The following is a 13,726-nucleotide window of genomic DNA, read 5'->3' on the forward strand; positions in this document are numbered from 1 at the left end:
GGTAATGAGGCATCGTCGAGCATTAAAATGCTGCCAATGATGAGTATCGAGCGAGTATGCTCTGAAATCACAAAGAATATTTTAGATTCGATAAATCCCGGTGATACCACTGCTTCATCAGATTCTTAGTCTTGACAAGACATTATCCCGAGGGCAAAATGCCCGGCTTGTGTTTTGCATGTGGCGAATTAGCTCAGTGGTTAGAGCAGCGGAATCATAATCCGTTGGTCCGGGGTTCAAATCCCTGATTCGCCACCAGTCTGCCGGCGCTAAAAAAGAAATATGGTCATTATGAATGCATATTTCTTGCTATAAATTCACAACAATCTGCAACAATAACACTGCGAATCTTTATCATTGAGATGGATGCGAAAGCTAACGCATCTCTAGGGGCCTCTGAATTTTTCTGTCCATTTCAAAGTTTCTCCGGAGCACTCAGCATTGCTTCCTGGCGATGTAAATAAATCTTTTATAACCAAATTCACAGTGTTATACTTGCCGACTTTTGTTGTGCTGCACATGTGGTTACGGCAAAGTTTTTATTAATCTATTATATGTGAGGGTATTGCCTATTTATGACAACGATTAAAGTTAAGGAAAATGAACCATTCGAAGTGGCAATGCGCCGTTTTAAACGTTCAATAGAAAAAACGGGGATCTTGACAGAATTACGCGCGCGCGAGTTTTATGAAAAACCGACCGCGGAACGCAAAAGAAAACTCGCGGCGGCTGTGAAAAGGAACTATAAGCGCCTCCGTAGTCAATTGCTACCGCCTAAACTTTATTAGTTTTCTTTAAATATAGGCCGAACGGAACATAAAAGACAGTCGTACAAAGCTTGTTAGCGAAAGTACTGTTCTGCTGTTCTGGCATCTGATGTTTCAGTTAGTCACCTGCTTACGTTAAAACGAATATGAGTTTGAAGGAAAGAATTGCCGACGATTTGAAATCGGCAATGCGGACAGGCAATACGAAGCAGCGGGACACGATTCGATTACTGCAAGCAGCGATTAAACAACGCGAAGTTGATGAACGCATCGTCCTGGATGATGCGGCAGTGGTTGCTGTGATTGAGAAAATGCTTAAGCAACGAAAAGACTCGATTGCACACTATGAGGCGGCCAAGCGTCCGGATTTAGCAGAAATCGAGAAAGATGAAATTGCTTTTTTAAGCGTTTATATGCCTCAGCCATACTCCGAATCGGAGATTGATGATCTTATTGATGCAGCCATTTCGGAAACCGGCGCTTCGGGAATGCAGGATATGGGTAAGGTCATGGCTCTCCTAAAGTCGAAGCTGGCTGGACGGGCGGATATGGCAAAAGTATCGGTGCTTATTAAATCCAAGTTAGTATAATCATATTAAAAACAACCGTAGTTCCTCTAATTTATTTATACTAGGTGCTAGCGATTTTATAGCTTCTAGTCAATGATTCCACAGTCTTTTATTCATGATTTGCTCAATCGGGTTGATATTGTTGATACGATTGATCATCATGTTCCTTTGAAAAAGGCGGGGGCCAATTTTGTTGCCTGTTGCCCGTTTCATAATGAGAAAACCCCTTCTTTTACAGTCAGTCAAACCAAGCAGTTCTATCATTGCTTCGGTTGCGGTGCGCATGGTAATGCAATCAGTTTCTTGATTGAGTACAGCGGATTGAGTTTTGTGGAAGCGGTGCAGAGCCTGGCGGGGTATGCCGGGATAGAAGTGCCTGTGCAATCAGGTAAGATTTCTTCTGAGAGCGCTTCTTCAAATGATTTGTCACAAAATCAGGAATTTAATCAGGGTCATGGAAATGACGAGGTCTCGTCGGACGAATTGATTAATGCAATGCAAATGGCGACTCATTATTATCGTGAGCAGCTCAAACATTCCGGAAAGGCAATCGCTTATCTTAAGACACGCGGTATATCCGGAAAAACTGCAGCGCGATTTGCCATTGGTTATGCGCCTGCAGCTTGGCAGAATCTGGAAGCTGTTTTTCCGGATTATGCCGCCGAAAAAACCAAAAAGATTCTGGCGCAAGCGGGCCTGATCATCATTAACGATGATGCCAAACAATATGATCGCTTCAGAGATCGGATTATGTTCCCGATTCTTAATCAGAAAGGGCGGATCGTCGGATTTGGCGGAAGGGTTTTGGCGCAGGAAGAACCGAAATATCTAAATTCTCCTGAAACAGTTTTGTTCGGGAAAGGCCGGGAGCTATATAATTTTTTTTCGGCACGCCGCGCTATCCGTGAAGCAAATTGTGTCATTGTTGTGGAAGGTTACATGGATGTGATCGCGCTTTCGCAACATGGCATTGATAACGTAGTGGCTACCTTGGGTACAGCTACTACCGGCATTCATATCCAAAAACTGTTACGTCAAACAGACAACATCATTTTTTGCTTCGATGGTGACCGGGCGGGTAGAAAAGCAGCATGGCGAGCGCTGGAAAATAGTTTGGAATTGCTGACGGATGGTAAGTATCTGGGATTTCTTTTTTTGCCTGAAGGTGCTGATCCCGACAGTTACGTCAATCAATTCGGGAAAGAGTCTTTCGAGAAGCAAATCTCGCAAGCGGTCCCGTTATCAGAATTCTTTTTCAAGGAGTTATGCGCCGGGCTAAAACTGCAAACCAGCGAAGGCCGCGCAAAGCTGGTTAAAGATGCGAAACCCTTACTGCAGCGAATTGTAGCGCCGGCATTGTCATTAATTCTAAAAAGACGTCTGGCGGAATTGAGCGAGCTTGCTGATAAAGAATTAGAAACTTTGCTTCAGATTAAGCGTATTCCCGAAACCAAGAAGATTGGGGGTAATGAAAGAAAACAGGCGGTTACACTGTACCGGCGCTTGATTCGGATATTATTGGACGATCCAAGTTATGTAACTAAACTTGATCGAGGTTTGCTGGTCAAATCGGACGCGAAAAATGAAGAGATTGCCGCGTTAGAAGCATTATTTGAATTTTTCGATGCGCATCCTAATTTAACTGAGAATAATTCGGTATTTTCAATAGCGGGCTATTTTCAAAATAACCCCCTTAAAGCGTTGTTGGAAAGTATCGAGTGCGAAACGCTAGAATGGAATCATTCAACAGCTATTGAGTCCGAATTTTCAGATATTCTGAAAAAATTAAGACTTATGCAGTATAAGGAACGTATTACTGAGTTGCAGAGCAAGTCGCTGAATATGCTCAGTGACGAGGAAAAAAAAGAGCTGCAACAATTGGTTAAACAGCAGTAGCAGTTACATAGTGTTAGTATGTGTCGAATTTTGATACAATTCTAAACTTTTAGCACCTTATTTAATTTATTGTATTGGGAATCCAATATGCCAAAGAAAGCGGTCGAGTCGAAAAATAACGAGGTTGCCAAGAACCAAACAACCAAGAAAGTGAAAAATCCTGAAAATGAAATGATAGAAAAAGAAAAGTCTGAGAAATTAGCGGCAGAATCTGAGAAGAAAACGAAGAAAGCGGCGGGCAAGCAGTCGTCCGAAAAAGTGATAAACAATGATGTTGTCGCAGGAATCGCTGCTTCCGATACCGCAGAGTCAAGAGAGGGGGGCGCCTCTCCAGCAGTTGTGTCCGATTTTTTTAATGCGGAATCAAATGACGGTAAAAAAACCAGAGGAAGAACGCCGAAGAAAAATAAAGCGAACGCTGTGATTGATCAATTGGACGAGATGGGGGCTGTTTCTGCTATCGAAAGCGGCAGTTCGCAACCACAGGATATTGAAGCGCGTCGTATGCGCCTGAAAATACTGATTGGTTTGGGCAAAGAGCGCGGTTATCTGACATATGCAGAAATAAATGATCATTTGCCCGATGATATGCTCGATGCTGAGCAAATTGAAGGCATCATCAGCATGATCAATGATATGGGCATATCGGTGCATGACGAAGCACCTGATGCCGAGACATTGTTGATGTCGGATGCGGCAACGACTGTTGCCGATGAAGATGTTGCAGAAGAAGCCGAAGCAGCACTTTCCACAGTTGATTCTGAGTTTGGTCGTACAACGGATCCGGTCCGCATGTATATGCGTGAAATGGGTTCGGTTGGCTTGCTGACACGTGAAAGCGAGATCGAGATCGCAAAGCGGATCGAAGGCGGGTTGCGGCACATGATTCAAGCGATTTCGGCTTGTCCTCCTATTATTGGAAAGATTGTCGATCTGGCAACGGAAGTCGAGAAAGATATTATTCGCATCGATGAGGTAGTGGATGGTTTGTTGGATGCGAATGCGCAAGAAATTACTAACGAGGAGTTCTCGGAAGAGTCGCTCGATCAAGAACTGGCGTCAGGTGATCTTGGTGACGAAGATGAAGATGAGGAAGGTGATGGCTCCGCAATTGCCAGTGCTGATCTGCTAAAGTTAAAAACAGATGCACTGGAACGTTTTGCAGTCATTCGCGAAATTTATCATGAGATGCAAGTACTGCTTGATAAAGAAGGTTCTTATCAGCAAGCCTATCTCGACTTACAGGATAAAATTTCTTCCGAACTGATGGGTATCCGTTTTTCAGCAAAAATGGTGGAAAAGCTTTGTGATACGCAGCGCGAGTTGGTTGGCGATGTACGGAATTACGAACGCAAAATTATGGATTTGTGTGTATCCAAGGCGAAGATGCCACGAAACCATTTCATCAAAACTTTTCCGGGAAATGAAACCAATCTTGACTGGATAGTTCAGGAAATCAATGCGGGGAAGCCTTATAGTCAGTCGCTCGAACACTATAAACCCGCGATTCTTGAGGAGCAGCAAAATTTGCTGTCTTTGAGAGACAAAATTGGTATTCCGATCAAGGACCTCAAGGAAATTAACCGTAAAATGTCGACTGGCGAAGCTAAAGCACGCCGGGCCAAGCGTGAAATGACCGAAGCGAATTTGCGGCTGGTAATTTCGATTGCTAAGAAGTATACCAATCGTGGTTTGCAATTCCTTGATCTCATTCAAGAGGGAAATATCGGCTTGATGAAGGCGGTCGATAAATTCGAGTATCGACGTGGTTACAAATTTTCAACGTATGCGACATGGTGGATACGTCAAGCGATTACCCGCTCAATCGCCGATCAAGCGCGGACGATCCGGATACCGGTGCACATGATTGAAACCATCAATAAAATGAATCGCATTTCCCGTCAGATTTTGCAGGAGACCGGACAAGAACCGGAACCGGCTGTATTGGCGCAAAAAATGGAGATGCCCGAAGAGAAGATCCGTAAAATTCTTAAAATCTCTAAAGAACCTATATCGATGGAAACACCGATCGGTGACGATGAGGATTCACACTTGGGTGATTTTATTGAAGATGCTGCAACAATGGCGCCGGCCGATGCTGCGGTATACGCAAGCCTGCGTGGGGTAACCAAGGATATATTGGATTCATTAACGCCACGCGAAGCTAAGGTGCTGCGGATGCGTTTCGGTATTGAAATGAATACGGATCATACTTTGGAAGAAGTTGGTAAGCAGTTTGATGTGACTCGTGAGCGTATTCGCCAGATTGAAGCGAAAGCATTACGCAAACTGCGCCACCCAGCCCGCTCGGAACGGTTACGCAGTTTTCTGGATACCGGCAACAATTAATTTTTGTCTTGGGGTCTGTAGCTCAGTCGGTTAGAGCAGGGGACTCATAATCCCTTGGTCGTTGGTTCGAGTCCAACCAGACCCACCAAAAAAGCACTTATGTTTTTTAACAAAGTGCTTTTTTTATTTTTAGGTAAATGTTTTTAGAACAAGCGCCAATGTTATCGAACAGATTTTTCAGTTTCAACCTCAGATAAAATAGTATTTCCGGATGAAACGTACCAAAACCAGCAAGGCCTGGATGAAAGAGCATGTCAGTGATTTTTTTGTCAAGCAAGCCAGAAAGGATGGCTATCGTTCGCGTGCCGCTTATAAATTATTGGAAATTACCGAGCGGGATCATATTCTGAAATCTGGAATGACTGTAGTGGATTTAGGAGCCGCGCCAGGCAGCTGGTCACAAGTTGCGAGCCAGAAAGTGGCACCTAAAGGCAGAGTGATAGCGTTGGATATTCTTGAAATGCTGCCGCTACCCGGAGTGGAATTTATTCAAGGCGATTTCATGGAAGAAATTGCGTTGAGTGAATTGAGGGAACAACTCGAGGGGCATCAGCCAGACTTGGTTATTTCGGATATGGCGCCAAATATGAGTGGTATTGCTGTTAGCGATCAGGCGAGAAGTATGTATCTGGCAGAATTGGCTTTTGCTTTTGCGATGGAACAACTGAACTATAGCGGAAATTTCTTAGTCAAAGTTTTTCAGGGAAGGGATTTTGATCAATTTCTTCGTGATATGCGAGCCGGGTTTAATAATGTAGCGATACGAAAACCGAAAGCTTCTCGTGATCGGAGCAATGAATTGTATTTGCTTGGTTTAGGGAAAAAGTAAATAAAAGTGACTGCTAACAAAAAATGAGTAGATATCCCCAGAGATAACAGCAACAATAAGTAGTAGTATTATTGCGTGGTAGTGGATCCGTCGGATTTAATAAGTTTGCTGTTATATTATTTTGAATAGAGTTAGAATGACCAATCAATGATTTTTAGGTGCAAAACCAAGAAGGAGCTATCTTGAATAATCTAATTAAAAATATGGCCATTTGGCTGGTAATTGCACTTGTGTTGATGACTGTATTTAATCAATTCAGCGTTCGTCAACCGGCACAAGTGCCAATGGAATATTCTCAGTTCATTTCGGAACTGAACCAAGGAAGAATCGCAAAAGTTGTCATTGAAGGCCGTACTTTGAGAGGTACGAAGTCGGATGGCAGGCGTTTCACAACTTATGCGCCTTCCGATCCCTGGATGGTAAGCGATTTGCTAAAAGCGGGTGTAATTGTTGAAGCCAAACCCGAAGAAGAGCCTTCCATGTTGATGAGCATTTTCATTTCATGGTTCCCGATGTTGTTATTAATTGCTGTATGGATCTTTTTCATGCGGCAAATGCAAGGTGGCGGTCGAAATGGTGGTGCTTTTTCATTTGGAAAAAGCAAAGCTCGCATGCTCGATAAATCGGCAAACACCATTACTTTTAATGATGTGGCCGGATGCGAAGAGGCCAAGGAAGAAGTGGCTGAACTTGTGGAATTTTTGCGCGATCCCACCAAATTCCAGAAACTCGGTGGACGTATTCCCCGTGGCGTATTGATGGTAGGTAGTCCCGGTACAGGTAAGACATTGCTCGCGCGAGCGATTGCGGGCGAAGCGGGGGTACCGTTTTTCAGTATCTCAGGTTCTGATTTTGTTGAAATGTTCGTTGGTGTCGGTGCATCGCGTGTGCGTGATATGTTCGAACAAGCGAAAAAGCATGCACCATGCATCATTTTCATTGACGAGATTGATGCAGTCGGCCGCCAGCGCGGCGCCGGTTTGGGGGGGGGCAATGACGAACGAGAGCAAACGCTCAACCAACTGTTGGTGGAAATGGATGGTTTCGAAGGCGCTATGGGGGTTATAGTGATTGCGGCAACCAACCGTCCAGATGTATTGGACCCGGCACTGTTGCGCCCAGGACGCTTTGACCGGCAAGTGACAGTTCCACTTCCTGATATCCGAGGCCGTGAGCAAATTTTACAAGTTCATATGCGCAAAGTGCCTCTCGCACCGGATGTGAAAGCGGAAATCTTGGCGCGCGGCACACCTGGTATGTCTGGTGCGGATCTGGCCAATCTGGTCAATGAAGCGGCACTGTTTGCTGCAAGGAGTAACAAGCGTCTGGTCGATATGGAAGATTTCGAGCGCGCTAAAGATAAAATTTTCCTGGGGGCCGAACGCCGTTCAGCAGTTATGCCTGAACATGAACGTAGGAATACTGCTTATCATGAATCCGGGCATGCGGTTGTCGGTTATTTGCTGCCTAAAAACGATCCGGTGCATAAAGTTACCATTATTCCTCGTGGCCGTGCTTTGGGAATTACGTTTACTCTTCCGAAGGAAGATCGCTTCGGGATGGAACGTGAACAAATTTTACAAATGATCTCGATGATGCTTGCCGGCCGTATCGCCGAAGAAGTATTCATGAATCAGATGACTACTGGCGCGTCGAATGACTTTGAGCGCGCAACCGATATGGCCCGACAAATGGTTACTCGATGGGGAATGTCGGATACGCTGGGTCCGATGGTTTATGGCGAGAATGAAGGCGAAGTTTTCCTGGGCCGCTCAGTTACGACGCACAAGAATGTCAGTGAATCAACGATGCAGAAAGTTGATGCGGAAGTTCGTCGCATCATTGATGAGCAATACGCATTGGCACGAAAACTGATCGAGGAAAATAAAGACAAAATTGAAGTGATGGCCAAGGCCTTGTTGGAATGGGAAACGATCGACAGCGATCAAATCAAGGATATTATGGACGGCCGCACTCCGCGTCCGCCGAAGCCACCTCAATCTATGTCTTCAACAACAGATGGTGAATCTTCACCGGTGGAATCTGAAGAACAACAAAGTAGCGAGCCGACAGCACCGCATGAAGTTGCTAAAGAAACTGATTAGCTGTTGATAGCTTGATTGGCGCGGGATACGACTGTAACATCGTATCCCGTTTTTATTTTCTTGTTCTGTATTCTCGTGACGTCTTTGCTTGATCAGCTAAACTCAATAGACCATCCATTGGTGATGGGGATTGTCAACATAACACCCGATTCTTTTTCGGATGGCGGGCTATTTTTTTCTGCGCAACAAGCCATAGCTCATGCCAACCGCTTGATATCAGAAGGTGCGGATATTCTTGATATTGGCGGTGAATCGACCCGCCCAGGAAGTCAACAAGTCGATATTGATGAAGAACTGAAGCGCATAATGCCTGTATTAGAAGCACTTGTTCATACCGGTGTTCCAATTTCAGTCGATACTTCGAAACCCGAAGTGATGAAACGTGCAATCGCAGCGGGTGCTCAGATGATTAACGACGTGCATGCACTTCGCAACCCGCATGCACTGGAAGCAGTGGCTGCGAATGCGCATGTGAAGATTTGTCTGATGCATATGCAGGGTATGCCGCAAAATATGCAAGCTAACCCGCAATATACTGATATTGTGACTGAAGTGAAAAATTTTCTGCAGCAGCGTGTCCAGATTGCGGAGGCTTGGGGTATTTCGAAAGATCGTTTGGTTATCGATCCTGGTTTTGGATTTGGCAAGACGCTGCAACATAACCTGACGCTATTGAATCGACTGGATAAATTTACAGAGCTGGATGTTCCCGTTTTAGCGGGTTTATCGCGTAAATCCATGTTGGGTGCGATTACCGGTAATACAGTGCATCACAGGCTCCATGAAAGTGTTGCTGCAGCCTTGCTTGCGGTAATTAAGGGTGCCCGAATTGTACGCGTGCATGATGTTAAAGCAAGCAAAGACGCGCTTGCTGTCTATCATGCGATGATTCAGCAAAATCATGTAAGCCAATAGCACCCCGCTGCTTAACACCAACTAGCGAATACTCATCAAATTGACTAAGAAATATTTTGGAACCGACGGCATACGAGGACGAGTAGGTAAATTTCCCATTACCCCTGATTTTATTTTACATCTAGGCTATTCAGCCGGGAAAGTTTTAGCGGCAGCAGATTGGCATTTAATGGAGGGAAAACGCCCAACAGTGCTGATCGGAAAAGATACGAGAGTCTCCGGCTACATGCTCGAATCCGCTCTCGAAGCAGGATTATGTGCTGCGGGAGTGGATGTCATTTTATCGGGGCCAATGCCGACCCCGGCTATTGCTTACTTGATTCGAGCGCTACGGTTGCAGGCGGGTATCGTCATCTCGGCTTCACATAATTTATTTGAAGATAATGGTGTGAAGTTTTTCTCGGCATCCGGCAGTAAGCTTCCGGATGAAATGGAACACAAAATAGAGGCCGAGCTAAATTCACCGATTGAAACCAAGCCTTCCATTCAACTGGGAAAAGTACAACGAATCGATGACGCTGCCGGGCGCTATATTGAATTTTGCAAGAGCACTTTTCCTTATCATTTGGATCTGCGCGGACTGCGTATCGTTGTTGATTGCGCGCACGGAGCCGCGTATCACATTGCCGGGCACGTCATGCACGAACTGGGTGCCGACGTCGTCACAATCGGTGTGCAGCCCAACGGGCTGAATATTAACCTCGAATGCGGCGCTACGCACTGCGCAACCTTGCAGAAAGCTGTCAAGCAGCACCGTGCGGATCTTGGCATCGCACTGGATGGTGATGGCGACCGTGTCATGATGGTGGATAAGTTCGGCAAACTCTACGATGGCGATCAATTAACTTATATTATCGCCAAGCATCGCATGCGGAAGAACGTACTCGGCGGTGGGGTGGTAGGGACATTGATGACCAACTTGGCCATTGAAAATCAATTTAAAAAATTGCGCATACCGTTTCTGAGGGCGAATGTGGGTGATCGATACGTTCACGAATTGCTGCAAGAAAATAAATGGCAGCTTGGCGGAGAAAGTTCGGGGCATATTATTTGCATGGATAAGCATACGACAGGAGACGGTATTATCTCGGCGTTACAAGTGCTTTATGCGCTTCGCGATACCCGCAAGACGCTGGCTGAGTTTATGCGCGGCGTGGCTTTATTCCCGCAGCGTCTGGTTAATGTAAAAGTTTCCAAGTCTTTCAACCTCAAAGCCAATAAAGCGGTTGATGCCGTGAGAAAAGAGGCGGAAGCCGATCTCGGCGATGAAGGACGTTTGTTGATTCGCGCTTCGGGAACGGAGCCGCTCATTCGTGTGATGGTAGAGGGAAAATCCAAGCAAAAAGTCAATTACTGGTCGGAACGGATTGCTGGAGTCATTCAAACGGCCTGTAACAGCTGAGTATTATCCGAAAATAACGGCTCAGGGACTTCATGCGGGTTACAAGTCTCTTGTTAAATTCCCGGGCGTTCAATTTTTTTACAAAACCATAGACTGTCATAATACTGTAACAATTTTGAAATACGATACTGCATCGTCTTTTTTGCGGGTTGTTCAATTTTTTATATGGAGCGCGGAATAATGATTAATGTGTTGAGTCTTAGGGGTCTTTTCGCGGTCGTGCTGCTAGTGGCGGCTACTTATGCGACCAAGATCAATGCTACACCGATTGTGAAAATTGATGGTTCAAGTACTGTTTTTCCGATAACGGAAGCTGTCGCTGAAGATTTTCAAATCGCCAAGCGAGGTTCGATTCGAGTCACTGTTGGTATTTCGGGAACGGGCGGCGGTTTCAAGAAATTTTGCCGTAACGAAATCGATATTGTGAATGCTTCCCGTCCGATCACGGAACTTGAAATGGAAGCCTGTAAACAGGAAGGCGTGCAATTCATCGAAATGCCGATTGCTTTCGATGCCTTAACCGTCGTTGTGAATCCCCAGAATACCTGGAGCAAAACCATTACCGTTGATGAGTTGAAAAAAATCTGGGAGCCCGCTGCCCAGGGGAAAGTAACCAACTGGAATCAAATTAACCCGGCCTGGCCTGACAAAAGAATTAAACTTTATGGGCCAGGCGCGGATTCCGGAACCTTTGAATACTTTACCGAAGCCATAGTCGGGAAAGCCAAGTCAAGCCGAGGCGACTATACCGCTTCAGAGGATGACAATGTGCTGGTACAGGGTGTTGCGAGTGACATTTATGCACTCGGTTTTTTTGGATTTGCCTACTATATTGAAAATCGAAATAAGATCACCGCAGTTGCGATCGATAGCGGCGATGGCGGCGTGATTCCTTCGTCTGAGACAGTTGAAAATAACAGCTATAAACCATTATCGCGCCCCATATTTATCTACATCAACGCGAAATCGACTGATAAGCCGGAAGTCAATGAATTCGTGAATTTTTATATGAAAAATGCGACGGAATTGGTGACCGAAGTGAAGTATTTCCCGCTTTCTAAAGAAGTGTACAACCTCAATATTGAGCATTTGAATAAGAAGAAATTGGGAACCGTGTTCAAAGGAACCGGAATCAACATACGATTGGAAGACATCCTGAAATTGGAATCCAGCTTATAAAGTATTTTTAATCAGTCTTATAGCATTTCGTTTCTCATTGTATGTAAAGAATTAGAAACATCCGAGGGAAGCGCTGATCGACTCAAAAGCCGCTAATGGCTTAGAATTGATCAGTACTTCCCTTTTTCATTTTAAGAACGGATATGCTGCGATAGCCATGGAATTCCTGCCAATTTTTTATAGCATCAAAAACAAACCCTGTCTGGTTGTCGGTGGCGGCGAAGTTGCCGCGCGCAAGGTGACGTTGTTATTAGAAGCGGGAGCGCGGGTGTCGGTGGTTGCTCCGCAAATCAATAGCACATTGGCCGAGCTTGCTGCACAAGGAGCTATTGCCCACTGGGCGGAATCTTTTCAATCCAGACATCTGCACGGACAGGTATTAGTCATTGCCGCTACCGATGATCAGTCGGTGAACCGGAAGGTATCGGAAGATTCCCAGCAGCTTCGTATTCCGGTCAACGTCGTGGATAACCCGGATCTGTGCACTTTTATCATGCCGTCCATTGTTGACCGTTCGCCGCTGTTGATTGCCATCTCCAGCGGCGGGCAATCGCCGGTATTGGCAAGACTATTGCGCGCGCAGCTCGAATCGATCATACCGGTTGCGTACGGGCGGCTTGCCGCAATGGCTGGGAGATTCCGTGCGTATGTCAGGCAACAGATTGCGCATCCGGATAAGCGCCGCCAGTTCTGGGAAAATACTTTGCAAGGGCGGTTGACAGAATTGGTATTGGCTGGGAAGGATAAAACGGCAGAGGAATATTTGCTGCAATCCCTAAAACAGGAAAAAGATCATTTTCCGCAAGGCGAGGTTTATCTGGTCGGTGCAGGGCCGGGTAATCCCGATTTGCTGACGTTTCGTGCCATGCGCTTGATGCAGCAGGCCGATGTTGTGATTTACGACCGGCTGGTTTCACCGGAGATCCTCAATATGGTCCGTCGCGATGCAGCGCGTATTTATGCAGGTAAGGAGCGGAACCGGCATACGCTCCAGCAGGAATCGATTAATCAACTGCTGGTTCGCTTGGCTCAGGAAGGTAAACGGGTATTGCGTCTGAAAGGCGGCGATCCATTTATTTTCGGCCGCGGTGGGGAAGAAATCGAGACCTTGGCGTCACATCATATCCCCTTTCAAGTGGTGCCTGGAATTACCGCCGCTTCCGGCGTTGCGGCGTATGCCGGTATACCGCTGACACACCGGGATTATGCGCAATCGTGCATTTTTGTTACCGGTCATCTTAAAGACGGCACAATCGACTTGGATTGGCCGCAGCTTGCGCGGCTGAATCAAACCGTCGTGATTTATATGGGATTACTGGGGCTATCAGTTCTTTGCAAACAACTGATAACGCATGGTTTGCCTGATTCCACACCTGCCGCGATTATTCAGCAAGGCACCACGCAGAAACAAAAAATTGTTATTGGCACGCTGCGAACATTGCCGGTACAGGCCGAGGCCGAACATTTGACGCCGCCGACACTAATCATCGTCGGAGAAGTGGTAAAATTACATCAGAATCTGGCGTGGTTTGAACCGGCGCAGCAAGTTCCCGCAGCCCGGATCATTGCGACGAACTCCGAGCCGGATACCTAAAGAAGCTCTGAAAAAAGTGAACGACGACCGGACAAGGTCAAATCAAGTGAAGAAGCGCGGTTTACAAGTGGTAAACGAGCATTTTGAACCTGATTTCAACGCGGCATGACCAAGTGGAGTC

10 protein-coding genes and 2 tRNA genes are annotated in these 13,726 nt (G+C 45.9%); all 12 read left to right on the forward strand.

Annotation, left to right across the window (positions count from 1 at the left end; all coding sequences use genetic code 11):
• The first annotated feature begins 182 nt into the window (after positions 1–182).
• A tRNA-Met gene (locus RBH92_RS01695) sits at positions 183–258 on the forward strand.
• A 317-nt stretch (positions 259–575) separates the two neighbouring features.
• The gene (rpsU, locus tag RBH92_RS01700) at positions 576–788 is read left to right on the forward strand and encodes a 30S ribosomal protein S21 (protein WP_013648785.1); all 213 of its coding nucleotides are present in this window, start codon (positions 576–578) and stop codon (positions 786–788) included.
• Positions 789–913: 125 nt separating this feature from the next.
• A complete protein-coding gene (locus RBH92_RS01705; protein ID WP_307932990.1) occupies positions 914–1,357 on the forward strand; it encodes a GatB/YqeY domain-containing protein in 444 nt (147 codons plus the stop codon).
• Between the two features lie 72 nt (positions 1,358–1,429).
• The gene (dnaG, locus tag RBH92_RS01710) at positions 1,430–3,232 is read left to right on the forward strand and encodes a DNA primase (protein ID WP_307932991.1); all 1,803 of its coding nucleotides are present in this window, start codon (positions 1,430–1,432) and stop codon (positions 3,230–3,232) included.
• Between the two features lie 87 nt (positions 3,233–3,319).
• Positions 3,320–5,581 (forward strand): RNA polymerase sigma factor RpoD, encoded by a 2,262-nt coding sequence (rpoD, locus tag RBH92_RS01715; protein ID WP_374049944.1) that lies wholly within the window; start codon positions 3,320–3,322, stop codon positions 5,579–5,581.
• 11 nt (positions 5,582–5,592) lie between these two features.
• A tRNA-Ile gene (locus RBH92_RS01720) sits at positions 5,593–5,669 on the forward strand.
• Positions 5,670–5,792: 123 nt separating this feature from the next.
• Positions 5,793–6,410 (forward strand): RlmE family RNA methyltransferase, encoded by a 618-nt coding sequence (locus RBH92_RS01725; RefSeq protein ID WP_307932992.1) that lies wholly within the window; start codon positions 5,793–5,795, stop codon positions 6,408–6,410.
• Positions 6,411–6,592: 182 nt separating this feature from the next.
• Positions 6,593–8,515, forward strand: a complete 1,923-nt coding sequence (gene ftsH, locus RBH92_RS01730; protein WP_307933910.1) for an ATP-dependent zinc metalloprotease FtsH — start codon at positions 6,593–6,595, stop codon at positions 8,513–8,515.
• Positions 8,516–8,638: 123 nt separating this feature from the next.
• Complete coding sequence (gene folP, locus RBH92_RS01735; protein ID WP_307933911.1) at positions 8,639–9,430, forward strand: dihydropteroate synthase; 792 nt, start codon at positions 8,639–8,641, stop codon at positions 9,428–9,430.
• Between the two features lie 40 nt (positions 9,431–9,470).
• Entirely contained in the window at positions 9,471–10,832 is a 1,362-nt protein-coding gene (gene glmM / locus RBH92_RS01740) for a phosphoglucosamine mutase (RefSeq protein WP_307932993.1), read from the forward strand.
• Between the two features lie 180 nt (positions 10,833–11,012).
• Positions 11,013–12,011 (forward strand): PstS family phosphate ABC transporter substrate-binding protein, encoded by a 999-nt coding sequence (locus tag RBH92_RS01745; RefSeq protein WP_307932994.1) that lies wholly within the window; start codon positions 11,013–11,015, stop codon positions 12,009–12,011.
• Positions 12,012–12,168: 157 nt separating this feature from the next.
• A complete protein-coding gene (gene cysG, locus RBH92_RS01750; RefSeq protein ID WP_307932995.1) occupies positions 12,169–13,605 on the forward strand; it encodes a siroheme synthase CysG in 1,437 nt (478 codons plus the stop codon).
• The last annotated feature ends 121 nt before the right edge of the window (positions 13,606–13,726 follow it).

The sequence above is a fragment of the Nitrosomonas sp. sh817 genome (genome assembly GCF_030908545.1).
Lineage (GTDB): Bacteria > Pseudomonadota > Gammaproteobacteria > Burkholderiales > Nitrosomonadaceae > Nitrosomonas.